The 25,701-nt window shown below is 31.0% G+C and carries 26 protein-coding genes and 1 riboswitch; of the genes, 10 read left to right on the top strand and 16 right to left on the bottom strand.

What is annotated here, in order from left to right:
• Window positions 1–93 precede the first annotated feature (93 nt).
• From CLPA_RS04335 to CLPA_RS04325, 3 genes are all read right to left on the bottom strand, one after another.
• Window positions 94–786 (bottom strand): reverse transcriptase domain-containing protein, encoded by a 693-nt coding sequence (locus CLPA_RS04335; RefSeq protein WP_003447095.1) that lies wholly within the window; start codon window positions 784–786, stop codon window positions 94–96.
• 692 nt (window positions 787–1,478) lie between these two features.
• A complete protein-coding gene (locus CLPA_RS04330) occupies window positions 1,479–2,150 on the bottom strand; it encodes a flavodoxin family protein (protein WP_003447094.1) in 672 nt (223 codons plus the stop codon).
• Window positions 2,143–2,724 carry a flavodoxin family protein gene (locus CLPA_RS04325; RefSeq protein WP_003447093.1) on the bottom strand — a complete coding sequence of 194 codons (582 nt, stop codon included), beginning with the start codon at window positions 2,722–2,724 and terminating at the stop codon, window positions 2,143–2,145. The genes CLPA_RS04330 and CLPA_RS04325 overlap by 8 nt, the downstream gene beginning before the upstream one ends.
• Window positions 2,725–2,949: 225 nt before the next feature.
• Between CLPA_RS04325 and CLPA_RS04320 the strand changes: the two genes are divergently transcribed.
• The gene (locus CLPA_RS04320; protein ID WP_003447092.1) at window positions 2,950–3,546 is read left to right on the top strand and encodes a TetR/AcrR family transcriptional regulator; all 597 of its coding nucleotides are present in this window, start codon (window positions 2,950–2,952) and stop codon (window positions 3,544–3,546) included.
• A 33-nt stretch (window positions 3,547–3,579) separates the two neighbouring features.
• On the opposite strand, the gene CLPA_RS04315 is transcribed toward CLPA_RS04320, so the two are convergent.
• A complete protein-coding gene (locus CLPA_RS04315) occupies window positions 3,580–3,927 on the bottom strand; it encodes a winged helix-turn-helix transcriptional regulator (protein WP_003447091.1) in 348 nt (115 codons plus the stop codon).
• 112 nt (window positions 3,928–4,039) lie between these two features.
• Here CLPA_RS04315 and CLPA_RS04310 point away from each other — a divergent pair, with 112 nt between their 5' ends.
• From CLPA_RS04310 to CLPA_RS04295, 4 genes are all read left to right on the top strand, one after another.
• The gene (locus CLPA_RS04310) at window positions 4,040–5,236 is read left to right on the top strand and encodes a Bcr/CflA family efflux MFS transporter (RefSeq protein ID WP_003447090.1); all 1,197 of its coding nucleotides are present in this window, start codon (window positions 4,040–4,042) and stop codon (window positions 5,234–5,236) included.
• Window positions 5,237–5,473: 237 nt separating this feature from the next.
• Window positions 5,474–5,860, top strand: a complete 387-nt coding sequence (locus CLPA_RS04305; RefSeq protein ID WP_003447089.1) for a hypothetical protein — start codon at window positions 5,474–5,476, stop codon at window positions 5,858–5,860.
• Between the two features lie 453 nt (window positions 5,861–6,313).
• Window positions 6,314–7,027 carry a CoA transferase subunit A gene (locus tag CLPA_RS04300; protein WP_003447087.1) on the top strand — a complete coding sequence of 238 codons (714 nt, stop codon included), beginning with the start codon at window positions 6,314–6,316 and terminating at the stop codon, window positions 7,025–7,027.
• A gap of 15 nt (window positions 7,028–7,042) precedes the next feature.
• The gene (locus tag CLPA_RS04295) at window positions 7,043–7,696 is read left to right on the top strand and encodes a 3-oxoacid CoA-transferase subunit B (protein ID WP_003447084.1); all 654 of its coding nucleotides are present in this window, start codon (window positions 7,043–7,045) and stop codon (window positions 7,694–7,696) included.
• 99 nt (window positions 7,697–7,795) lie between these two features.
• Here CLPA_RS04295 and CLPA_RS04290 read toward each other — a convergent pair whose 3' ends face one another.
• The gene (locus CLPA_RS04290; RefSeq protein WP_003447082.1) at window positions 7,796–8,269 is read right to left on the bottom strand and encodes an HPP family protein; all 474 of its coding nucleotides are present in this window, start codon (window positions 8,267–8,269) and stop codon (window positions 7,796–7,798) included.
• Between the two features lie 166 nt (window positions 8,270–8,435).
• Between CLPA_RS04290 and CLPA_RS04285 the strand changes: the two genes are divergently transcribed.
• On the top strand, window positions 8,436–9,317 hold the full coding sequence (locus CLPA_RS04285) for a LysR family transcriptional regulator (protein ID WP_003447080.1): 882 nt from the start codon (window positions 8,436–8,438) through the stop codon (window positions 9,315–9,317).
• Window positions 9,318–9,433: 116 nt separating this feature from the next.
• Here the strand turns inward: CLPA_RS04285 and dapA are convergent, their stop codons facing one another.
• The gene (gene dapA / locus CLPA_RS04280) at window positions 9,434–10,333 is read right to left on the bottom strand and encodes a 4-hydroxy-tetrahydrodipicolinate synthase (protein WP_003447077.1); all 900 of its coding nucleotides are present in this window, start codon (window positions 10,331–10,333) and stop codon (window positions 9,434–9,436) included.
• Window positions 10,334–10,437: 104 nt separating this feature from the next.
• Window positions 10,438–10,607: riboswitch (Lysine riboswitch) on the bottom strand.
• A gap of 270 nt (window positions 10,608–10,877) precedes the next feature.
• On the opposite strand from dapA, the gene CLPA_RS04275 reads away from it, so the two are divergent.
• On the top strand, window positions 10,878–11,603 hold the full coding sequence (locus CLPA_RS04275; RefSeq protein WP_003447074.1) for a YoaK family protein: 726 nt from the start codon (window positions 10,878–10,880) through the stop codon (window positions 11,601–11,603).
• A 40-nt stretch (window positions 11,604–11,643) separates the two neighbouring features.
• Here the strand turns inward: CLPA_RS04275 and CLPA_RS20035 are convergent, their stop codons facing one another.
• The 7 genes from CLPA_RS20035 to CLPA_RS04240 all read right to left on the bottom strand — a co-directional run bounded on the left by CLPA_RS20035 (window position 11,644) and on the right by CLPA_RS04240 (window position 18,506).
• Complete coding sequence (locus CLPA_RS20035; protein ID WP_003447072.1) at window positions 11,644–12,807, bottom strand: ABC transporter permease; 1,164 nt, start codon at window positions 12,805–12,807, stop codon at window positions 11,644–11,646.
• A 12-nt stretch (window positions 12,808–12,819) separates the two neighbouring features.
• Entirely contained in the window at window positions 12,820–14,010 is a 1,191-nt protein-coding gene (locus tag CLPA_RS04265; protein WP_003447070.1) for an ABC transporter permease, read from the bottom strand.
• Between the two features lie 10 nt (window positions 14,011–14,020).
• Complete coding sequence (locus CLPA_RS04260) at window positions 14,021–14,962, bottom strand: ABC transporter ATP-binding protein (RefSeq protein WP_003447068.1); 942 nt, start codon at window positions 14,960–14,962, stop codon at window positions 14,021–14,023.
• Window positions 14,963–15,112: 150 nt separating this feature from the next.
• The gene (locus CLPA_RS04255) at window positions 15,113–15,772 is read right to left on the bottom strand and encodes a response regulator transcription factor (RefSeq protein WP_003447066.1); all 660 of its coding nucleotides are present in this window, start codon (window positions 15,770–15,772) and stop codon (window positions 15,113–15,115) included.
• Window positions 15,741–16,985 (bottom strand): sensor histidine kinase, encoded by a 1,245-nt coding sequence (locus tag CLPA_RS04250; protein ID WP_003447064.1) that lies wholly within the window; start codon window positions 16,983–16,985, stop codon window positions 15,741–15,743. The genes CLPA_RS04255 and CLPA_RS04250 overlap by 32 nt, the downstream gene beginning before the upstream one ends.
• A gap of 105 nt (window positions 16,986–17,090) precedes the next feature.
• The gene (locus tag CLPA_RS04245; RefSeq protein ID WP_003447062.1) at window positions 17,091–17,456 is read right to left on the bottom strand and encodes a DUF4180 domain-containing protein; all 366 of its coding nucleotides are present in this window, start codon (window positions 17,454–17,456) and stop codon (window positions 17,091–17,093) included.
• Between the two features lie 72 nt (window positions 17,457–17,528).
• On the bottom strand, window positions 17,529–18,506 hold the full coding sequence (locus tag CLPA_RS04240; protein WP_003447060.1) for an aromatic acid exporter family protein: 978 nt from the start codon (window positions 18,504–18,506) through the stop codon (window positions 17,529–17,531).
• 876 nt (window positions 18,507–19,382) lie between these two features.
• Here CLPA_RS04240 and CLPA_RS04235 point away from each other — a divergent pair.
• The 3 genes from CLPA_RS04235 to CLPA_RS04225 all read left to right on the top strand — a co-directional run bounded on the left by CLPA_RS04235 (window position 19,383) and on the right by CLPA_RS04225 (window position 23,577).
• Complete coding sequence (locus tag CLPA_RS04235; RefSeq protein ID WP_003447057.1) at window positions 19,383–21,620, top strand: HelD family protein; 2,238 nt, start codon at window positions 19,383–19,385, stop codon at window positions 21,618–21,620.
• 97 nt (window positions 21,621–21,717) lie between these two features.
• The gene (locus CLPA_RS04230) at window positions 21,718–22,191 is read left to right on the top strand and encodes a MarR family transcriptional regulator (RefSeq protein WP_003447055.1); all 474 of its coding nucleotides are present in this window, start codon (window positions 21,718–21,720) and stop codon (window positions 22,189–22,191) included.
• A 150-nt stretch (window positions 22,192–22,341) separates the two neighbouring features.
• Entirely contained in the window at window positions 22,342–23,577 is a 1,236-nt protein-coding gene (locus CLPA_RS04225; RefSeq protein ID WP_003447053.1) for an MFS transporter, read from the top strand.
• A gap of 163 nt (window positions 23,578–23,740) precedes the next feature.
• Here the strand turns inward: CLPA_RS04225 and CLPA_RS21425 are convergent, their stop codons facing one another.
• The 3 genes from CLPA_RS21425 to CLPA_RS04210 all read right to left on the bottom strand — a co-directional run bounded on the left by CLPA_RS21425 (window position 23,741) and on the right by CLPA_RS04210 (window position 25,647).
• Window positions 23,741–23,920, bottom strand: a complete 180-nt coding sequence (locus CLPA_RS21425) for a GNAT family N-acetyltransferase (protein ID WP_003447051.1) — start codon at window positions 23,918–23,920, stop codon at window positions 23,741–23,743.
• Between the two features lie 172 nt (window positions 23,921–24,092).
• Window positions 24,093–24,941 (bottom strand): dTDP-4-dehydrorhamnose reductase, encoded by an 849-nt coding sequence (gene rfbD / locus CLPA_RS04215; protein ID WP_003447047.1) that lies wholly within the window; start codon window positions 24,939–24,941, stop codon window positions 24,093–24,095.
• 259 nt (window positions 24,942–25,200) lie between these two features.
• Window positions 25,201–25,647, bottom strand: coding sequence for a GNAT family N-acetyltransferase (locus CLPA_RS04210; RefSeq protein ID WP_003447045.1), 447 nt, complete (start codon window positions 25,645–25,647; stop codon window positions 25,201–25,203).
• Between the last annotated feature and the right edge of the window lie 54 nt (window positions 25,648–25,701).

Below are 25,701 nucleotides of genomic sequence, written 5' to 3'. Positions count from 1 at the left end.
TCTCTTGAGTAAACAAGGGCGTTACCGCCCATGTTCCTCGACGGAACCGTACTTGCCCTATTAAGGCATACGGCTCTTCACATCATATTTTAATCATCTATAGAATAAGCTTACATTTGTTGTTGGTTCTAATAACGGAAAAGTTTTCAATAGTCCATTGTAAAATGCATCAAGTGTGTAACTTCTTCTTTGACTTCTTCTATTAAGCCATTTAAACATCAACCATTTGACCACATTCTGATAACTCTTCACACTTCGTGTATTATCGGTAACCCCATAATACTGGTAGTGTCCTCTAAGTTTTTGATTGATTTTCTTAATCAATTGACCTACTACAGGCATTATTCGATTATTCTTAATCCATTCCTTCATTGTCTTGATTTTACTTCGCAATTTCTTCTTACTAGTCTTAACCTTGCAACGAAAGAATTCTTTCTTATCATTTTCACTACAATAGAATGTAAATCCTAGAAAATCAAAAGTTTTGGGTTTACCTAACCCTCGATTTGCTCTATTTCGCCTGGAAAACCTCCCGAATTCCAATATCTTTGTTTTCTCCAAAGCCAATTCCAATCCAAATTTCTCAAATCTTTCTATTAGTCTTTGATAGAATTCTTCTGCTTCCCATTTGTTCTGAAAGCAACATACAAAATCGTCACAGTATCGAATTAAATATGCTTCACCATTACACTTTCGTTTGACCTTAACGTCAAACCAATTATCTAATACATAGTGTAAATATATATTTGCAAGTATCGGTGATGCTCCAGGAACTTTATCAGCCATTCATGGTTTACATTATTGAAGAATCCTTTTATGTCAGCTTCAACAATGTAATTCACCATGTTCTTCAGCTCTCCTGTCTGCAAGATTTCGTTTTACTTGAAGCTATGTTGTGCTAATCCCTTTCCTCCACCTACTTTCATAGGTTTCTACAGTAATATGAATTAGTCGGACTTCCTATAATGCTTTTGCTCATCTTACTAGTTCCCTCGCTTGATTTTGCATACTGATTTTTTTTTTCAGACATTATAGGATCTCAGCTGTTCTATTAACATACTTATCATCAAACTCGCCAAGCCCTCAGACCTCGGAAGAGTTTTACAAATCTCACCATAACGATTCATAAAATATTGTCTGCTACCACTAGAACAGTATCGACCTCTTCATTTAAATAATAATTTCGTGGCTCAATAGCTTCACTTTCGTTTCGGCTCGTTTGCTCCCCGCCCTACACTTAAACCTAATGTTACCATTTCGGCTCCAAGGAACTAGGTACAGGCTACTGGTTAAGTTCTACCTGGTAGGATTGCCCTACTATATGTTAATAGCTTACTAATGAAAACAGATTTAATTCCGTTATCAAGAGGAAACAACACACATTTGCGTGCTGTTTCACAGCTCGCACTCTGAATACATTATAGCATATTTAAGCAAGTTCTTAATTCAGATGGAGATTCTTTTACTCCATCTGAATTTTACAACTTTTTAACATATGGTTTAGCATAAATTCCCCTTATGCTCACTCTATTACTCTTTGCCTGCTTAATCCATCCTATATTACCAGCTAACTGAAATATAAATCTTGGCATTTTAGGAGAAGTATATATATTGTTTTTAATATCCAGACTATTATTTACTATATCTTTTTTAAGTTCCAATAGTGCATTAAAAGTATCTTCCTTTCCTTTACTCTTTAAAGGTATATTTTTAGATGGTCCCATAAATTCTCCTGCCCCTATTCCTATTCCAAATCTCCAAGTAAAACCAACTTTATGGCAAAAATTTCTCATTATGTCCAGGGCTATTCTATTTTGATATCCTTCGAAAAAACCACAATTAAATATAGCATATACTTTAGTAGAAATATCTTCTGAAGCTCTTGATTGTTTTATATATCTTTCTAATCCTATCATAAAGCTTAGTAAATGGGATGGTATGGAATCTACATATAGTGGAGCTGTAAAGATTATAATATCGCTTTCCATAAGTTTTGGATATATATCTTCATAGTAACCTCTACTGATAATAGTCTGTTCTATTTGTAAATTAGTGTCCTCTAATAACTTTAAAAATTCATCTATAAAATATTGAGAATTGTTATCTTTCTTAATTTTAGGACTACCGTTTATTATATAAACCTTACCCATTAAACTTCCCTCCCATATTTTCTATGTGTACAAATACAACCTTCATAATCGAATCTATCTCTTTTTCACTTCTGCAAATATATGTTTTTGCTTTCTTTTTCTGCAGATTCACAGCATTTGCATCAGCTAGTTGATTTAAAGTTTTTTCTTCCTCTATAGTTACATCTTCACCATATCCTAAAACTACAATTTCAGGATATTTATTATAGCGGGAAGAATGATGCATTTCTCCATTAACAATTTTTAAAAATGGAAGTATTGAGGGTATATGCCTATCTAGGATTCTTTTTATAGCGGGACTATAACAACCAAAAGCTATTTTTGAAACAATTATAAGTAAATCACAGTTTAAAATATCTCTACTGATATCTCTTCCAAGATCCTTTATTACACATAAACCTGGAGTCTTTAACCAACAGCTAAAACAGCCAATACAGGGTTTTAAGTCCTCTTCTTTCACAAGGTATGATTTAAAATCATTTTGTTTACTACTGAAAGCTTCAAATAATTTTTTATTTAAAATATCTCTCAATGGAATATCATTGTATTCATCACTTATCAATAGAATTTTCATAAAAACCTCCACTATAATTATGTTGACACTGCAAACTTTAGATAAATTATAAAATACAAAGTTTACGCTGTCAACATTTAGTGATATAATTTCTTATGATATAGTAAAAGCTATAGTTTTAAATAATTTATCTAAAACTAAATAAATATGAAAATTCTAAACAATTAAACATTATTGATAAAATAAAATTTGACTACACATTATTATACTCTAGGAGGACATACTATGGACAAAAAATCATATCATCATGGTGATTTAAAACAACAGCTTATAGAAAATGGATTATTACTTTTAAACCAAAAAGGACTTGAAGGCTTTTCTCTAAGAAAAGTTGCAAGTATGTGTGGAGTAAGTCACACTGCCCCCTATAAACATTTTAGGGATAAAGATGAACTTGTAAATGCAATAAATGAAGAAGTTTCAAAAAAGTTCTATTCAGCACTATCAGAAGTTGCCTCCTTGTACAAAAATGCCCCCAAACTACAGATTATTGAGATAGGAAAGGCCTATGTAAGATTTATGGTGGAAAATCCTGAGTATTTAAAATTTATGTTTTTGTCGGATAATCCCTACTCTATAAAAATTAAAGATAATATATTTTATGAGTGCAAAGAAAATAGCGCCTTTTCAGTTTTTATTCACAGCTCAAAAAAATATTTTGAAATAATAAACTTAGATAAAGATTTATACATAGATAAAATTTTAAGTATGTGGAGTTTAGTCCACGGAATGGCTATACTTATTTCTAAAAAAAGTATTGAGTACAGAGGGAACTATTTAAAACTTACTGAAAGAATTATAAGAAGCAGTTTAGAAATATAGTATACTTTTACATCGTATTAATTAATAATCTTGCTAATTGTGAATATTTGTAACTACATCAATTCTATTTTTTTCACCCCATTCCGACATAAGTGACAATATGGGAATTAAAGTTTCACCTTTTTCTGTTAAAGAATATTCTACTTTAGGTGGTATTTGATGATATTCTTTTCTATAAACTAATTTTTCAGCTTCCAATTCCTTTAGCTGCTGACTAAGCATTTTGTGGGTAATTGAAGGTATATGCCTTTTTATTTCACCATATCGCAGTATTTTATTTTGAAATAGTTTATATAATATAAGCCATTTCCATCTGCCTCCCACTACTGACAATGTATAAGATATTGGACATTTTCCTTCATCCGATGACCATTTTTTCATAATACTCTCCTTTTATATAGTATCTTACTATAAAGTGCATACTTACTTTTATTATAATAATTATATACAATTTAGAGTAAATAATCAAACTATAGAAAGAAGATGTATTTTAGTGAATATTTCATATTCAATATCACAAAAACGAAACATATATTTTTTAGCATTTATAGTTCCATTTCTCATAGGCCTTGGAGTAGATTTATATGTACCTTCCTTACCTATTATCACCAATTATTTTCATACCAGAACTAACTTGGTCCAATTTACTGTCAGCTTGTATTTACTAGGCTACGGAATTGGCCAGGTGATTCTTGGAATATTATCGGATAGCTTTGGCCGTAGGAAAATCTTACTTATAAGTGCATTATCCTTTATGTTGATAAGTTTTTCTTCAATTTTTTCACCTAATATATTTACACTGGAAGTACTTCGCCTATTACAGGGAATATGTGTTGCTGGATTAGCTGTGGTTACCAGAGCTATTTTAGTAGATGTTTTTTCTGGAATAGAACTGGCAAAGGCTACAAATTATTTTACACTCAGCTGGTCTTTAGGACCTATATTAGCTCCTTTTATTGGTGGGAATTTAGAGCATTACTTTGGATGGCAGGCTAATTTTTATCTTTTTACTCTGTATGGATTTTTTATTTTTGTTTATGCTTTTATTAATTTTCAGGAAACCAATTTAAACTTATTGGTTTTCAGTTTTCCAGAAAGTTATAACGGTCTGAAACATATTATTTCTCATTCCTTATTTATGCTTATTACAACAGTATCAGCTCTTGGTTATGGAATTATAGTTTTGTTTAATGTAGTGGGCCCTTATCTAATTGAAACAGTATTAAATTTTTCTGTAGTTCAATATGGAAATATTGCATTAATATTAGGATTTGCCTATTTTTTTGGGGCCGTATTAAATCGCTTTGCCATTAATTACTTTAATAGCACATCTCTTTTACTTTTTGGCTTAATCAGCTCTTTTATTGGAAGTATATTAATGATAATATTAGGTTTTATTTCAGTTATGAATTTATTCGTTGTTTTAATTCCCGTATTTCTAATTTTCTTTTTCATAGGCTTTATTGTTCCAAATGCCCTTGCTGAGACAATGCAGTTGTTTCCGAAGATTGCAGGAACTGCCAGTTCAGTTTTTGGAACTTTAACTGGAATTATTGTCTTTTTAGTAACCAGTTTTGGTACCAGTTTAAAGATATCTTCTCAAATTCCTCTATCCTTTACTTATCTGATATTAATAATTATATCAGTTATATTATTTTTAATATCAAGAAAATTTCATTCTAAATTATAAAAAACATCTCTAAAAATCATACTCCTATGTTGTAATAAAAACAAAAAGGATTTTCTTAGTGTATAATTTTTATAGGCAAAAGAGTTATCAAATACTGCAATAAATATAAAAGGAGATACGAAAGCATCCCCGATACATAAATTATACATTATAATGTTAATTGACTAGAAAAACACTAAGTTGGATAAATTATGTATCATATAAGTTTAAATGATAGGAGAATAACTTTCAAGGGACTTGAGAAAAAATATAAACATTCCAGAAGCACCCGGAGGGCTTGTGTATAGGCACTTAGGTACTATAGAACATAATATATGTGATGTACTGGCTCAACGAATGAAAGGCAGAAAAATGAGTTGGTCTGCTAGTGGAGCAGAAAGTATGGCTAAAATACAAGCAGAAAGATTTAGTAATAGGCTTTATAAGAGTTTAGATGAACCATGTACTAATGTTTTGATAGAAGAGAAATTTTGGAAAATAGAAGATATAGTTATATTATCTGCTGCCGAAGTGAATAAAAGTATAACTAAATCTAAAACTTATGCTGTACATAATGGTAGCATTCCATTTACAGGCTCCGCCATAACTAATGGAAGAAAAGCAATAAGAAAAATTTTTGAATAAGAAATTTGCCAATGTAAACTTGGCACAAGCAAGGATGTTATTGGCCTTGAATTTTTAAAAATTTCATCTCAACTTTTTACTCACAAACGTTTACATAACTATATTTTTATGTTATACTACACTCATAGTCAATAGATTTATAACTCATAATTTTACAATTAATCTACTATTTTGCAAACACACTGGATAAAACCACATTTTCAACTGAATCTAATTTTTCAATAACTTTCTGTTATTTTGTCTCAGCACCTAATAATCCCATTACGCTCTGTAAAAATGAAGGATGATTTTCTATAATTCTAAATTTGTACAAACATGAAATTCCAATTTCTAAAAATCTCTAGCCAAAATATTTAATAACAAATTCCCTGTTAAACTAATTAATTTAGGCTTGATGGTATTATTTTTAATTCTTAAGCCTAAAATAAGTAATTTATTGGAGGTGTGAATTCAATGGCTGTTATTAAATCAATAAGACAAACACTTGAACATATTGAAAACGGAAATTCAATTATGATAGGGGGATTCCTTGGAGTTGGAGCTCCTATAAGATTAATTGATGAAATTGCTGATAGTAATATAACTGATCTTACTATTATAAGTGCAGTAGCTTCTAATCCCTATGAGACTTTTGATATAGGTAAACTTACTAAAAAAAATAAAATAAAGAAATTTATCGGTGCTCATATAGGCACAGATCCTAATCTGGTAAAACAATATAATGAAGGCAAAGTAGAAGTTGAATTTAATCCTATGGGAACTTTGATTGAGAGAATAAGAGCAGCAGGCTCAGGCCTTGGAGGAATATTGACACCTACAGGTCTTGGCACAGAAATGGAGCAGGGCAGAGAAAAAATAATGGTAAATGGGAAACCATTTTTATTATATCCGCCATTAAAAGCAGATATAGCAATTGTGAAAGCTTATAGAGCTGATAAATTTGGAAATCTTCAATATAAAGGTGTTGCATTAAATTCAAATCCAATAATAGCAACTGCAGCCAATTTAGTTATTGCTGAGGTTGATGAAATAGTTGAAGTAGGTGAAATTAACCCTAATGATGTAGGCACTCCTGGAATTTTTGTGGACATTATCGTTAAAGGTAATGATTTACCTACCAGAAAGAAGGTCTATGAAGATTTATGGATAAATGCCCATAAACTTTAGAGGGAGGTGATACTTATGGATGCAAGAGAGATTATCGCAAGAAGAGTAGCCAAAGAATTTAAAGATGGTATGGTTATAAATTTAGGTTTTGGAATTCCTACTCTTTCTTCTAATTTTATACCAGAAGGGATAAATGTAATCTTACAGACGGAAAACGGCGGACTTCTATTTGGACCAAAGCCTGAAAGAGGCCATTCAGATCCCGATGTAGCAAATGCCGGCGGTGAACCTATTACCATGCTGCCTGGATCCTCTACCTTTGATTTAGCTGTATCCTTTGGAATAATTAGAGGCGGTCATGTAGATGCTACAGTTCTTGGAGCCTTAGAAGTAGATGAAAATGGTAATATAGCCAATTGGAAGATACCTGGAAAGTTTGTACCTGGTATGGGAGGAGGAATGGATTTATTAGTAGGAGCTAAAAGAGTAATTGTTGCAATGACCCATACGGATAAGAAGGGAAATCCAAAAATATTGAAGAATTGTACGCTGCCACTATCTGCCTCTGGTGTTGTGAATTTAATTATAACAGAGAAAGCCGTTATAGAGGTAACTCCTGAAGGTCTTTTATTAAAAGAAATATCTCCAAATGTTACATTGGAAGAAGTAATAAAATCCACAGAAGCAGAGTTAATTATTCCACAAAAATTACAAACCACACTAGTTTAAATGTTAACATATTATTCCCCTAATATGTTGATTATTCATAGATGCTTCCCCTGAGCAGAGAACTAAGCAATGCAGAAATTTTGCTCATCCCCTAAAAGCTTAGTTCTCTGCATTAACCTTTTGCAGCGGATTTAGTACTTTATTATAAATAAAAGTTGCTGCCACTAAAATTGTTAAGCCTAAAAGTATATTTATATATAGAAATTTCCAACTTGCAGCAGTAGAAATTATTAATATGGGATTTGCTCCAGCTGGCGGATGAAGTATATCCAGAAAAATCATTAAAAATATTGTAATCCCCACTGCAATAGAAATTACCAAATAGGAATTCCCGAAAAAATACAACATAAGTAGTCCTGTTAATGCACTAATAATGTGGCTTCCAATTAAATTTTTAGGTTTGGCTAAAGGGCTGTGCCTTAATCCAAATAATAAAACAGCACTTGCGCCAAAAGGTGCAATTAATATAGGATTATTTAGTATAATGCCCGCCATTGAAATAATAAAAATAGCCGAAGTCCCTGCCAAACCACTAACTAATGACTTTTTTAATTTATTTTTACTTAACTCCATTTTAAAACTAATACCTGCCCTTCTAAATAAAATTCATATTTATATGTAAAATTTACTGATAATTTATTGAATTCATCTTATATTTATATTAACATAAGATTATATATTAGTATAATTGAATTATTAGAATTTATAGTTCAAATTTATTGAAGTTTGGAGATTAACTATGGAACTTAGAAACCTAATAACCTTCTATAAAATTACAAAGGTAAAGAGTTTTATAAAAGCTGCAAAGGAACTTGGATATGCCCAATCTACTATTACGACTCAAATACAGCTTCTTGAACAGGAGCTTGGAGTAAAGCTCTTTGAAAGAGTTGGTAAGAACATGAATTTGACTTCCAACGGACTTGCTTTTCTTGAATATGCTGAAAAAATTATAAATCTTACTGAAGAAGCTAAAAAAGCAGTAAGTAACACAAATATACCTGAAGGCACTTTAAAGATTGGTGTGGTTGAATCCCTTTGCACAATAAAACTTCCAAAGATACTAAAAAACTATCATTTAAAATATCCTGAAGTAGAAATAATTATTAAAGTAGGCACTTGCCAGGATCTATACAATATGCTTAAAAATAATACAATTGACTTGGCTCTGGTTTTAGGTGAGCCCATTGAAGATTCAGATCTAAATTCATATATGTCCAGTAAGGAAGATATGCTGCTTTTAGCTTCTCCCTTAAATAGGTTGGCAAATAAAAAGAATCTAAGCATAAGAGATATTGCAAAAGAACCATTGATCCTTACAGAAAATGGCTGCAGTTATAGAAATGTATTTATTTCAATGTTCTATAAAGAAAATATTCAGCCCAAATTGTCCTTAGAAATAGGCAGTATAGAAACCATTAAAACCTTCGTTATGAGCAATCTTGGAATTACTTTTTTACCTGCCATGTCTGTAAACAATGAACTTCAGGGAAAAAAATTAGTGAAATTAGACTTGATTGATTATAAGTTTAATATAAGAACTCAACTGCTATATCATAAAAATAAATGGATATCCGCAGCTATGAAGGCTTTTATATCTGACCTATCACCAAAACAATGAGTGCTGTAAATAAAAGAATAAACTGTACTCTGTAATATATTCACAACAAAAGTCTGTGTAGATTACGAGGTACAGTTTACTTTTTAATAAAAAACAGATTATTATAATACTTTATCCTAAGATGGAATTTTATACATAATAGGTTTCTTTGGCATAACCTTGTCTATTTTTTCTGCTAGAACTTCTGATATCTCCATTAATGGAAGTCTTATTTCCTGAGATTTTATTAATCCAGCTTTGTATAGACAATATTTAATTGGTGCTGGATTAGGTTCTTCAAATAAAAGTGGAATAATATTAGCCACTTCTTTCCATATTTCAAAGGCTTTTAAGTGATTATTTTCTCTAACTCTTTTATAGACTTCAATATACTTCTCCGTATCCATATGAGCTGATGCCAGTATTCCACCATCTCCTCCCAGCATCAAAGTACTGTAGAAAAAGGCATCTTCCCCTGTAAGTATTGAAAAATCACTATCTTCAGGACGATTTAATAATAAATCAGTAGTCTGTTTAAAATCCCCACAGGCATCCTTTATACCCACTACATTTTTAAATTCTGCCAGTCTTCTGATTGTATCATTTTCAATATTTCTGCCAGTTCTGTAAGGTATATTGTAAAGTACTATATCAAGATCAGTGGATTGTGAAATTCTCCTGAAATGTTCATATATTCCCCTTTGATCTGGTCTATTATAATATGGACATACAGATAAAATCCCTTTAATATGGTACTTTTCAAACATTTTTATATCTTTTGCCATTTTTTCGGTATTATTACCACCAAAGCCTACGTATATAGGTAATTTTTTTTCATTGTATTCTACAGTTTTTTCTAACACAGATTCATATTCAGACTCGGATAGGGTAGGAGTTTCCCCTGTAGTTCCAAGAGGTATAAATCCAGCTATATCCATATTTGAATAATGCTCTATCATATTTTTATAGGATTCAAAATCAACTTGTCCATTTTGGAATGGAGTAATAATTGGTAATAAAACACCCTCAATTTTCATATTATACCTACTTTCCTCTTACCATGGCAAATTTAAAGTCACAAAAACTAACAGCAAAGGAACACCTTTGCTGTTAGTATTATAAATTCAATATTAACGCACGTGAACCTTGTAGCTCTCCACTATAAATAGTGACAGTTTTGCATATATTTTATACAAACCCAGAAAGTAGCCCTGCCAGACTTACTTCCTTCGGCTGTAACCCCTTTCTGCATCCTTCATCGCCTGCAAGCTATGGACACATACTAATAATCACAGCACCTCTACCCTAGGTAAGAATTCAATTTTTAATAATAGTATATCATATATTACTGAAAAATCAAGATATCATAGAAATTTATATTTCAAGTTGGATATCATAATAAAAATCATATTCACTCATTTCACAGAGTTTTATACTATTGATTATATAATATTGATGGTATTATAATATACATGAAGTAAAATATAACACCCTTGTTAATACCAATAAAAATAATGTTTTATAGGTTTTCCCAATAAAACTCAAATGACCTAAATACATTACATAAGGAGCTATTTAAAATTGATTAGTGAACAAGTAAATTCAGTTAAAAAACAAAAAATAAGGGCATACTTGCCTCATATTAAACCAGAATCCTTTTTTCTAGGAATACTTCTTGCCCTAGTTGGAGGTTTTCTAGATGCATATACCTATATTGGACGAGGAGGTATTTTCGCTAATGCTCAGACAGGTAATTTGGTCTTAGTTGCAGTAGAAGCTGTTAATAGAAATTACAAACTGGCTTTAATAAAATCCCTGCCTATTTTTGCATTTATAATAGGAGTACTGTTTTCAGAAACCCTTAATAAAAATTCTTCTAATTTTTTAACAAAAAACCACTATCGCACTATTTTAATTATTGAAATAATACTGCTTTTTATTGTAGGATTTATGCCCTATGGCAATTTAGATGTGGTAGTAACTACTGCTATTTCTTTTGTTGCTTCACTGCAATATTCTACCTTTAAAAAATTAGTGGATTCCCCCTATGCCTCTACCATGTGCACCGGTAACTTACGTTCTGCCTCACTGGCACTGCATACTGCTTTTACAAAAAAGGATCCTGCTGCATCAGTAAAATCCTTTCGTTATTTTACAATTGTAATATTCTTTATAATAGGAGCCTTTTTCGGTGGATTTGTAACTTCTCACTTAAAAGCTAAAGCAGTATGGGTCAGTATAATTTTACTGATATTTTGCCTTGTTTTTCTACACATAGAGAGGAATGATGCAGCTTCTAAAAGTTAGGAAAGTTTTCAATAAACTCATGGCCAGTATCCAATGATATTTACTCCGCTATCTCCCTTATAGTAGAAACTCCTGCAGTAAAAAAGGCTGCTGCAAATAGAAGCAGTATTCCTATATCAGGAAGAATTGAAATAAGACCTTTATTCTCTATAACTACATCTGTAAGGGCGGATACTGCCCAGCTTTGAGGGACAAAATAAGCTATACGCTTTAAAAAGTCAGGAAAATACTCAAGAGGCATATAGGAACCTCCTACCATACAACTTATCTGAACCACCATCTGACATACCATAGATGCATTACTGGCGGTTTTTACAATTCTGCACAGCAGTACTCCAAGACCAAGTACTACAAGTATAAGGGCTGTAAAAAATACAAATAATGAAAGGATAGAATTCCCCCAATTTACCTTAAACAATAGAGAAGTACTTCCAACCATAAGTATTACCTGAAGCCATCCTATTAATAAAAAAGCTACTACAAAAGAAGCCATTATGGCAAATTTACTATTAGGAGCAGTAAAACTTCTTTTTAAGGTTTTATCATCTCTTCTTGCTATTATTTCATTGACTATAAATAATACCGTAAACATCATAAAACTTACACAAAGATTAATGGTAATTTGATTTCCCAGGGGATTTTTATTATCCTTTACTACTGTTTTTGAGGAAGTCGTTACTTTATTTAGAGCTGTTTCCTTTGAAATTTCCATGGAGATATCCTTTGCTTCTGTAGTCTTTCCCTTTAAACTTGATGCTATTTCTTTTGAAATAATTCTTTCATTTATAAAATAATTTATCTTACTATCCGCAGTTAAGGTTACGTTTCCTATATTCAGCTTTAAAATACTTATATTAGGATCAGCTCCCTTTTCAATACTTTCAGAAAATTTTTCAGGTATTATTACTGCTTCAGAAGTAACATTATGGGAAACCCTATACTCTGCCTCTTCTTTACTGGTGGTATAAACACTAAAATTCCCAGAAGACTGAAATTCCTTTATGAGTTCTTGTCCAAGATTCCCTTTATCCTTATTCACGAAATCAATATAAATTTTATCACTACTACTAGTATTTTCACTTCCCCTATTAAAAAATGTAACTATGCACATAACCACCATAGGCATTAAAAGTGTAAGAAAAAGTACATTTTTGTTTGCTATCATTCTTTTTAAATTAAGTAAGGTCAATCTTAAAATCTGCATTGTGCTTTCCTCCTAATATTCATGTTTTATTTTTACAGCACCAAGTAAAATAACCATAGCCGATATAACTAACATTACAGCAATTATTTGAAATAGATAAGCAAAACTATCTCCCAGCATATTACTGGTATAAAGATTATTAATCCAATAATTAACAGTGAAATGAGATATTCTTCTCATGAATTCAGGATAATAGTCTGCCGGAGAAAAGCTTCCTGAAAATATTGACATTATAGCTGCCAGAAAACTAAACACTACAGATAGCACATTTACATTTCTAAACAGTACCATAAGCAAAGCTGTAATGGCTGATATGATAACTGCATGAGTTATCATTATAGGAATAAGATTTAAATAGTTGCCAAAATTTACTCCTATAAATAAAATTGAAACTGCTAAAAAGCAGATCATTTGAACTAAAGATATAGAAAAAACCGCCAAAAGCTTTCCAAAATAGAAGGATAACTTACTGGTAGCCGTTGAATATATACGGCTTACAGTGCCTTCTTCTCTTTCCTTTAATACAGTAATTGCCTGAGTTAATGCAATAAATAAGCTGAACATTATTAGCATATTGGGAGCAAACTGCTGTTTATAGTTCAAAAGCTTAGCCTTTGGGAGAGAAGTATAAGTAACATAAGTTTTACTTAAATTTGCTTCTATTAATGGTGTTATATCCTTAAACATCTTCTCAGTTGCGACTTCATCCTTTAAATTTTTCATAATTACACTATAAACACTTCTATTCATATTTAAATAAGAGCAGTATACCTTTACTATGTCATATACTATTTCACCTTTTACACCAGCAGAAGGTGACTGCAAAACCTGAATGGAAGCCTCTTTGTTATTACCAATATTGCTGGAGAAATCCTTTGGAATAACTATAGCCGCTGTATAGTTTCCTTTAATCAAATCACTATTTATATTATCTAAACTGGACAGATTATTTAAATTTACAATTTTACTGAGCTTATCTCCCCTTAGAATCTGCTCCAAGGGTTTTGATTCAGGACTTTTATCCATATCTATATACGCAACCTGAAATTTATCAATAGTTCTATCTGGATCTAATATCTTTTTATACATATTCCCATACATAAAAGAGAATATAAAAGGGGCAATGAGGAAAACAAAAATATACACCTTAATATTAACTAAAAATAATTTCAATGAATTCATAAATATACTTATAGTTTTCATGTTCATCCCCCTAATCCCTTAAATTTTTCCCAGTAAGATTTAAAAATACAGTTTCCAGATTTGGAACCTTTATATTTATATTTTGTATCTTGGCATCATTATGGATTAATATATCAATAATGTCCTGAATACCATTCTTCTCAGAGATCTTCATAACTACTGAAAGAACACCATTTTTGTAATTAACTCCACTTACAGCTCGAAGCTTATCTAATTTTAATCCAATATCATTAGTATAATTGGTAAGGCTTATTTCAATGTTCTCCTCATTTGAAACCATTCTCTTTATTTCCTCCTGAGTTCCACTGGCTATAACTTTTCCCTCATCCAGTATAACAAGGCTGCTGCACAGCATTTCAACTTCCTCCATATAATGACTTGTATACATTACTGTAGTACCATATTCCTCATTAAGACTTTTAGTAAATTCCAGAATATGATTTCTTGACTGAGGATCAATACCCACTGTAGGTTCATCCATTATAAGAAGCTTTGGATGGTGCATAAAAGCAGCAGCCATGTTGATTCTTCTTTTCATTCCTCCTGAGTAGCTCTTTATCTTACTTTTTGCTCTATCCTTTAATCCTGTAATCTCAAGAGCCTCTTCAATCCTTTCTCTTAAAAGATTGCCCTTTAATCCATATAGCGTCCCCCAGAACTTTAGGTTATCAATGGCATTTAAGTTTTCATAAAGAGCTATATCCTGAGGTACTATACCTATATTTTTTTTAGCTGCAATTGAATCCTTTGAAATAGAATGGCTATCTATAAATATATTGCCTTTGTCTGCCTTTACAAGACCGCATATCATAGAAATAATTGTAGACTTTCCTGCACCATTAGGTCCTAAAAGCCCAAAAGTCTCTCCTTCTCTTATAGAAAAACTCACATTATCTACTACTAATTTATCGTCATATCTTTTAGTTACATTTTTAAGTTCCAATATTGACATCATCAATCACCTCTTATGCTTATTATATAATCTGGATAAACTTTCAAGTAATGAGCTGAGTCATAAATTTAAAAAAATAAACCATGACTTAAGTCATGATTTTTATATATATTAGGCATATGAAAATAAGTAGACTACAATACTGACTAGTTATTTATTTGACGTAATGTTATTTTTAAAAGCAAATATTGCAATTTGAGTTCTATCCCTAAGACTGAGTTTTGATAAAATTTCTGTAATATAATTTTTTACAGTTCCCTCTGTTACAAAAAGCTTTTTAGAAATTTCTTTATTTGTCAGTCCCTCACTTATGCCCTTTATTACATCTATTTCTCTTGAAGTTAGAGAAAATTTACTCTTTATATCCTCTGCAGATATATTCCTCTCCCTTGATGTGTTTTCAATAACCCTTGAAGCCACTACAGGATTCATTATTACATTCCCAAGGTGAACCCCCTTTATGCTGTCTATTATAACCTCATGGGAGGTATCCTTTAAAAGATATCCGCTGGCACCAAATTTCATAGCATCAAAAATATATTCATCGTCATTAAAGGTAGTAAGGATCAAAACCTTTGTATCCGGAGAAACTTCTTTTATAAGCTTGGTACCATAAACTCCGTCCACCTTTGGCATCCTTATATCCATAAGAGCTACATCTACTTGATTATCCCTGCAAAAATTATACGCTTCTTCCCCGTCACCACAAAGACCTACAACTTTTATAGCAGGATCAGAACCTATTATTATATTTAAGCTGCTCCTTATAAGCTTTTCATCATCTGCTATAATTATCTTTATCTCCTCCATCACTATCCTCCTGTAATTTAGCTATGTTCTTATTTCTTGGAATACTTATATTTATTTCAAAGCCCTTATTTTCATGATTTATGTATGAAAATATACCACCTATAAAAACTATTCTCTTTTCCATGTTAGTTAGTCCAAAACCCTTTTTCATGTCCTTTTTACAGTTACCGTTATCTCTCATATGTACATATATTTCTTCTTCAGAAAAACTCATATTTATATTTATCTCAGTGGCTTGTCCATGTCTTAAGGAATTGCTGAAAGATTCCTGAAAAACTCTATATAAAACAAAGCTTTGATCTGAATTTAGATCATAATGAAGTTTATTGGATATATTAAATTTGATTTTAACCTTGGAATGTTTTTCAAAGTTTATCATAAGCTCTTTTAAAAGAAAAATACCACTGCTGTTGTCAAAAGCTAAAGGAGTTAATTCTCTTACAGCCCTTCTTACATCTTCAAGTCCATTTTTTGTATAGTCAACCATATCCTTTATCATATTCTCTGCTTCATCAGGATTTGATTTCCATAAATAAGGCACTGCCTGAAGCTGGATTATTAGTGTAGATAGCGTATGCCCAACGGTATCATGTATTTCTCTGGAAATCCTGTTTCTCTCTTTGAGAATAGTTATTTCTTCTACCGTAGAGGAGTAGCTTTCAAGCCTTCCATAGGCATCCTTAAGTCTGTCTTCCGATACCTTTATCTTATCATATAATTTCTGTGCCTCTATTTTTCTATCCCTTTGACTTTTTATATACCTTCCAAGAGAACTAAAGCCTGCAACTACCAAAGTATTAAAGATTACATTTATGTATACATACCTTTCTAGAGCTGAATAATCAGGCTTCAAACTTATTAAAAATACTGCAGCATATAAAATCAAACTTATCACTGCTGCTTCTATATTCTCCAGCATAATGGATGCATCTATTATAGATACAAAGAAATATATAAAGGTAAAGCCTCCAAAGCTGCTATATAATAAATATATTATAAGTATCTCAAATAATATGGATAATATAGTATAAATTCTGTATTTCATAAAAAAATACATTCTAAGCTGCGCATTTACAATATATATCAAAAGATATGCAACAAGCTTTAGCATATCTAAAGTCCCACTGGAATCAAGAGTTATCACTGATAAAGAAATGCAAAAAAATATAGAATATCTTATAAATAAAAACAGGTTGTCCTTTTCTTTTTTCATAGGTTTTACCTCAAATTTAAATTTTGTTCAGCTATATTCCCTATATTCCAGTAAACCTGCCGGCTGACACTGAAAGATTTGAAAGATCTAATTAATAATATAAAACTATACAGAAGATAATTTTTCAATTGCTTCATATTCATCTGAAATAAAAAATATATCTTTGCCTCTATTACTTTCATATATAAAATCTCTTAGTGCCTTGCTTGAATAACAAGAGAAATCCCCTATTACAGCAAACTTTAAATTATAATTTATAAACTTTTGCAATATTTCTCCAGCAATACATGTACTTAAATCGAAAAATTCCTCCTTTATAGCTTCTTTATTTAAAGCAATGCGGTCACATCCTGTTTTATATCTTACTGTTGACATAAAATCTAATGCAGACTGAACATCTGTTATTATAGGTTCAGTACTTTGCACAATTGCAATTGTGATATTATTTTTTTGTACAATTTTGGTATCCATGGTTTATTCACCCTTTCTTATATTAAACCTTCTACTTCATGTATTTCTGTTAATTTAAAAAATTGTGGTAATTCAGCTTTTCACGTCTAATATATTAACATAAGTCCAAAATTTTTTCTTTAATTCTAAGAGTGCTTCCAAGTCATTTAAAAACTGAAACAGCATAGCTCTATTTTCAAATTCATCTCTTGTCTTAGGAAGTTCCTGAGCCTTAAACATAACCACAATTTCATTTAATTCCTTTAAAAGTTCTTCTGCAGTATTATATTCTCCAAAATTTGATGCAATCTTTTCAGTAAAAGCTGCTACCACTTCGGTCTGCTCTAAGGTTAAGTAAAATTTCATAAAATGACTCCTCATATATTTTAATATTTCGTATTGTAAACTTCTCATTTCCATATAGTCAACATAATACTTAGCATCATTAATAATATAATTATTTAAATGTCTATATGCTCTATTTTTTCCTTGTTCTAATATTGATTCCAGCTCATTAAAGATCCTTTCTTCTTCAATATGCACTGACTGATTTCTTAAAGCCTCTGCCATATGAAATAAAATTATACGCATATGTTCTTCAATATTCCTTTGAGTTTCTTTGATCTCATTTTCTATTTTAGGCATATAAATATTTATAATTATTCCAATTCCTGCACCAACTGCCATAAGTAAAATTTCATTCCGTATCCAAAACATAGATGATGACTTTTGAGCTAATAAATGGGTAACTAAAACCGAGCTTACAACAATTCCATCGGTAATTTTCAGGAATACAGTAATGGGTATAAAAATAATTAAGTATATTCCAAATATAATAGGGCTGTATCCAAAGGTTAGAAACAATATGCTTGATATAAGCAAGGCTAAAACAGTAGATTCAATCCTCTGAAATGCCAGCTTTATAGATGTTTTCTTAGTATTTTGAATACTTAAAATAGTTATAATTCCAGCTGCTGCTGCATATTTTAACCCTAAGCCTTCAGCAATAAATATGGCAAGTGCTGAACCTATTGCTGTTTTCAATATTCTAAATCCAACAATTCTTTTCATATAATCATCCATCTTTCTTTTTATGTGTATATATTTAACTACCTACATTATAAAAAGTATACCATAATATTCTATATAATCTATTACTGCACATCAAAAAAGCCCTCTCTAAGAGTGCCTTTGTTATTTTTTATAAGTATTTACTATTATCAACATTCACTAATAAGGAATGTGAAAATAAATAGTAAGTCAAAGATGCGACGAATATTTTGAATCTAACAAGAAAGTAGGTTCCGAGGATAGTGGACTATCTGAGGGTTCTGCTGACGCAGTAAGATTCAAAATAGGCTAAGCATACTAACTTGTTATTTATTTGAATATGCCTAAGGTTAATATAAAGATTACTACTGAAATTATATACTTGAAAAGAAATTTATGAAATGTTAGTTAAAATAACATAATCAATTATATTTATTATTGACACAATATTATAAAAATGTTATCCTAAGTTTACTAATTTTTATCTTCAACGATATATATTAAATATCCTCAATTATATTATATATCATTTAAAAAACAATGTCAATATAATTTATAAAATCTTATTGAAGCAAGTTCTTAATTCAGGTGGGGATTCTTCTACCCCATCTGAATTTTAGAACTGCAAATGCATGGCTTACTTGGCGTTGAACTCTTACTTGAAGAAAAGCAGAGAACCAAAATCTTTTTTTTGATTTTGTGTGAATCGCTTTCACAGAGTGCAAGCAGAGAACCAAAATCTTTTTTTGATTTTGTGTGAATCGCTTTCGCAGAGTGCAAGCAGACAAAACAAAATTTATTTTGTATTTGGTGTGATTCGCTGTACAGAGTGCGTGGGAGACTTATGCCAAGTTAGTCAGGTTAAATTATTTCATTAATAAGGAGGAAATGAAAAATATGAATAACATTGAATTGAAATTGGAAAATGAATGGTTACAACAGGTTCTCAAAGAAATTGAAAAACAGCTTAATGAAAAAAGTAATTTTAAGAAAAAGTTTAGAGATGATGCCATTGAAACCCAAAGACAATTATGGAATGATATAGGTTCTGTTTCTATAACAAATGGACTGGATCAAATTGTAGATTTTATACAATTCATTAATACTATGAAAACACAAAAAAGAACCCATGAATTTACCAGAAAACTTGAAGAAAAATATAAGAAAATGCTTTTATCACCCTATTTTGGCAGAATTGATTTTCTTGAAAGTGGTGATGAAAAATCAGAAAAATATTATATTGGCATTTCCAATCTCATTAATGATAACTACGATTTCATGGTATATGACTGGAGATCACCTGTCTCCAGCATGTTTTATGACTATGAAATTGGAGACGCTGGCTATGAATGTCCCGAAGGAATCATTAACGGAAAAGTTACACTAAAAAGACAATACAAAATTTATAAAGATAAAATTGAATATATGTTTGATAGTAATCTTAAAATAGATGATGAAATACTTCAAAATATACTGAGTAAAAATACTGATAGTAAGATGAAAGCTATAGCAACCACCATTCAAAGAGAACAAAATAAAGTAATTCGTAATGAAGAGTACAAAAATTTAATTGTTCAGGGTCCTGCTGGAAGCGGAAAAACTTCTGTGGCTCTTCATAGAATTGCCTATTTATTATATAAGCATCGTGATAAGATAACACCTGAAAACATAATAATATTCTCTCCAAATGAAATTTTTAACGATTATATCTCTAATGTATTACCTGAACTAGGAGAAGATACTATGTACCAGACAACCTTTAATGAATATATGAATAACAGCTTATGCAATAACCTTATAAAAGAAACTTATTGCCAGATGATGGAGTATATTCTTGCATCTAAAAAGCATGATTATTATGAAACCAGGATAAACAGTATAAAGTTTAAATCTTCCTTAGAATTTATAAACATATTAAAGCAATATGTAGTTTATCTTGAAAAAAAGAACAGGAACTTTACAGATATAATTCTAAGAGATCATTTAATAATCTCTTCTAATGATATACAGGAGTTATTTTTTAAAGATTATTCCCAACTTCCACTAAAAAGGAGGCTGCATAAGATAAAAGAAAGAATTTTATTCCTCTTAGAGCCTTACAAAAAACGTATGATAGCGGAAGTGGCTAATGAACTCAGAAATTCAGGTGACTATGTAGATAAAATTGAAATTATGGAATTAAGCAAGACCTCTATAGACAATGAAATGAAAAGTGTATACCATGAAATTGATAAAATCACAGCGTTTGATTTGCTAAGTGCTTATAAAAAGCTTTTTGAGAACCTTGAGTTTTTCCTAAGGAAATCAAATACTGACTATGATGAAAAGATCATTGATGATATAAAAATCTATACTTTACAAAATATCAAAGCAGAAAAACTTAACTACGAAGACCAGCCCCCGCTTTTATATCTAAAAGGTGTACTTGAGGGACTTCCAAAAACTTTAGAAATAAAATATGTTATTATTGATGAGGCACAAGATTATACACCGCTTCAGTATGAAATCTTTCATCAGCTTTTTAATTCTGCCAATATAACCATGCTCGGTGATTTGAATCAATCTATTAACCCATTTATGAATGTAGGAAATTACAACAATATATCTAATATATTCCCTAAGGATAATACCTGTATAATAAATTTAACTAAAAGCTATAGATCCACTATGGAAATCACCAAGTTTTCAAGAAAACTTCTCAATAAAAACATTACTGATGAATATATAGAAAGAAGTGGAAATAAACCTTCAGTACTTGGCTTTTCAAATGAAGAAGCTATAAAAGAAAGACTTATTGATGATGTAAAAATATATAAGGAAAAAGGCTATAAATCTATAGGCATTATAACAAGAACTGTAAAGGAAGCGCAGGAAGTATACAGATTCTTAAAAGATAAAATTGAAATTAAAATAATAACCAAAGATGATGATGCATACGTAAGTGATAGTTTGATAATACCAGCTTATCTTGCTAAAGGATTAGAATTTGATGTAGCACTTATATATAATGCAGGAAATGAAAATTATAATTGTGAAGAAGAACGTCTTCTGCTTTACACTGCTTGCACCAGAGCACTTCATGTTCTATGCATATACTACTCAGGCCAAATTACACCCTTATTAGCAGAAAAGTAAATACACTCTACTTATAGGAGTTATTTCAATATTGTTGAAATAGAAACAAAAGTTTAATATAATATTGTTAATACACTAACAGGTGGGAGGACAGTCCATGGACAAAGAAGAACAGGTCATAATGAGTTTTAGAGAATTATTTAACAAAATGGCTTGGCTTAATAAGTTTAAAATGGAAGACAGTTTTAAGGGTTATAAGTCTTCTGAAGTACATTACATCGAATGCATTGGAAAAAATCCAGATTCCAACGTAACAAAACTAGCTGAGTCCCTTTATATGACTAGAGGCGCCACAAGCAAAATGACCAAGAAACTCATAAAAAAGGGGATCATTGAAAGCTATCAGAAGCCGGATAATAAGAAAGAAATCTATTTCAGGCTTACTGAACAAGGACAAGAAATCAACAAAATTCATGAGGCACTTCACAAAGAGTTTCAGGAAAGGGATAAAGCCGTATTTGAGCAGATAACTCAGGAACAATTTGACAGTATGCTCACCTTTATAGAAAAGTATAGTAGTCATTTGGATGCAGAAATAAAGAAGCTAGATATAGCTAGTAAGTCGGAATAAATTTGAATAATGAAACCACAGGCAGCTTAGCTCTATTGAGAACAGGCTGCATTTTTATTGTTATCATTTTGTTGACAAGGAAACAAAATGATGATAGGATAAATATGTTTCCAAGGAATCAAAACCATATCTTTTGAGAGGAGAATTTAAATGTTCAAATTTAGATTAAACAATAGACATAACATAGAACAAACCTTACATAAAAAGGCTTTAATATTCGGTCTTATGTCTGTGTTTCTTTGCGGCATAGGTTTTAGTATTATAACACCTGTGGTTCCATTCTTAGTGCAGCCTTATACAAGCAATCCAAGAGAACAAGCTATAGTTGTTACAATGCTGACGTCTGTTTATGCAGTCTGCGTGTTTTTTGCGGCCCCAGTGCTTGGAGCTTTGAGCGACAAATACGGCCGTCGTCCATTGCTCTTAGTATGCCTTTTTGGTTCTGCAATGGGGTACTTAGTTTTTGGTATAGGAGGAGCTCTATGGGTGCTATTTGCTGGACGCATAATAGAAGGTATAACAGGTGGGAGCATAAGCACCATCTTCGCATATTTTTCAGACATCATTCCTAGGGAACAGAGAACCAAATATTTTGGATGGATGAGTGCTGTTGTAGGTGTAGGCACCGTCATTGGCCCAACTCTAGGTGGATTACTTGCCAAGTTTGGTTATTCTGTCCCCATGTATTTTGGAGCAATAATAACTTTATTGAATGTTGTTTATGGATTCTTTTTTATGTCTGAGAGCCTTCACAAGAATAATAGACTGAAAGAGATTACCTTTGTAAGACTGAATCCATTTACACAGCTTGCCAGCATACTTTCCATGAAAAATTTAAAAAGGTTACTTGTCTCAGCGTTCCTACTTTGGATACCCAACGGATCTTTACAGGCAGTTTTTTCACAATTTACAATGGATACTTTCAGTTGGAAGCCTGCACTAATCGGACTTATGTTTTCAATTATGGGCTTCCAAGACATCATTTCACAAGGTTTCATAATGCCAAAGCTTTTGATAAAACTTAGTGATAAACAGATAGCAATTCTTGGAATGGTCTCGGAGATTATAGGTTACAGTCTTATTGCAGCATCGGCTTTGTTCTCATTCTATCCTCTTCTTATCGCTGGAATGTTTATATTTGCTTTTGGTGATTCCATCTTCTGGCCTTCATTCAATGGGATGCTCTCCAAGTCTGTGGATTCTAGTGAACAAGGAAGGATTCAAGGAGGCAGCCAATCTATTCAGGCTTTAGCAAGAATGATTGGGCCTATAATTGGAGGTGAAATATATGTATCACTTGGTCATGCTGCACCCGCCCTTATGGGTATGCTCCTTATATCAGCAGCAATACCAGTTTTGTATAAGAGTACTCATGTAAATATGTAAACTTCATACTTTATTTTAAAAAATATATCCCTTCATTTTAAATTACATATGTTTAAAATATGAAAATATCAGTCTCACTGTACCATACTTTTTATATGACAGTGAGATTTTAATGTTCTTATCATTTATATTCTTTTTCAGTATTTTTTTATGATGCTATCTGTTATTTTCTTGATTTCATCATTAAACATTCAGTTACTCCTAATTTATATAAATTAGGTATACATCCAACTTCAACATATCCAATTCTTTCATATAACATTTTGGATTCTGGATTAAAATCTGCTATAACTAAAAATAGTTTTGCATAATCTTTAAAGCAAACATCCTCAAAGAATTTCAATAGTTTTTTCCTACTCCATGCTTGCGATTTTCTTTCTTTACAGCAATAATGTGTAAATAAGGAAATGAATGAAATATATCATCTAATATATACCATATAAATCCCACTTAGATTCCTGTTTTTGTATTAACTTATAATTTATCATAGTAGATTAATGAAATTTTATAAAAATTTACCTAAAGCCATATTCTTTTAAAAATCTTTTTAAAGCATCTTCCCAACAAGGTAAATTATTGAATCCATTCTCCAATAATTTAGTCTTATCCATTCTGCTATTTGAAGGTCTTTCTGCTTTTGCCTCATATTCTTCACTAGATATTGGAATAATTTTGATTTTTTTATTTGTGCACACAAAAATTTCTTTTGCAAATTCATCCCACGAGCAAAAACCTTCATTTGAAATATTATATTTTCCATATTTATCTGTCTGAATCATATCAACCATGATTTTAGCAACATCCACAGTATATGTTGGAGAACCAATTTGATTAGAAACTACCTTTATTTCATTGTTAGTTTCAGAAAGATTCAGCATGGATTTAACAAAATTTTTCCCATTGATTCCAAATACCCATGAAATTCTAACTATAAAATATTTACTAAGTAAATTTTCAACTGCTAGCTCTCCTTGATATTTACTTTTTCCATACTGGCCAATTGGCTTTCTTTCATCATCTGGTTTCCATGGCTTTGTACCCTCACCACTAAAAACATAATCTGTACTTACATACAGTAGCTTTATATCATATTTCTTACAAACCAACGCAATATTCTTAGTTCCTTCTACATTAATCAAATTACATTTATCTATTTCAATTTCTGCTTTATCAACTGCAGTATAGCCAGCACAATGAATAATTGCATTAGGTCTCACATTTTCAATTGTCTGAAAGAGGTCATTTTTAACGGTTATATCACAATCTCTTGATCCAATACCAACTGCGTCTATATTTCTTTTTTTAAGTTCTTTTATAATATCATAACCTAACTGTCCTGTTGCACCTGTCACCAAAATTTTCATTTATCTTATATCCTTTCATATATTAACTATATGTACATATACTTTTAACCCAGTAATATAAATTCATAAATAATTAAATACTTGTCTATAATTTCCTTTCCATAAGATAAAATTTACCTTTTCACCAATTTGCCTCCCCTACCTTTATAATTTTAAGCGTCTCATTCATATAACTATCCCTCCATATTTATTTAGTGAACAATATTTTGTTTTTAAATATTATTCTAATTTTATTAAGTAAGACAAGTTTACAATTTCATTACTTCTCCATCACATAATTTATAAGAAAAACTCCTGCAAGCTCCACATTTTGCTCCTTCAAAACTTTATAACCTCTTTTTTCAAAAAAAGGCTTTGCTGTAATTGAAGCATGAACTGCGATTGTATCACCATTTGCTTGCTTCTCCAATTCATCACAAATTGCCGTTGCAACACCTCTGCCTTGAAAATCTTTGTGAACATAGAGTCGATCTAAATAATTTGTTTTATTAATATCTCCAAATCCAATAATCTTTTTTCCTTCAATTGCCACTATACTATAATTTTCCAAGAGTGATTTATTCCATTTATCTGAATCTAACTTTCCTGTTGCCCATGCATCTACTTGTTTCTGACTATAGTCTTTCAGGTTTACTGAATGTACAGTGCTATAAAATAACTCTGCTACCTCAGCAAAATCTATCTTTTCATATTTCCTAATCTCCATAATATATACTCCTGCACATTATTACTTTTAATAAAAATTTTTCCGGAATAATTA

This window comes from Clostridium pasteurianum DSM 525 = ATCC 6013 (genome assembly GCF_000807255.1).
Taxonomy (GTDB): Bacteria; Bacillota; Clostridia; order Clostridiales; family Clostridiaceae; genus Clostridium_I; species Clostridium_I pasteurianum.
The sequence above is the reverse complement of the archived record's forward strand: the minus strand, read 5'-3'. Positions and strand labels throughout refer to the sequence as shown.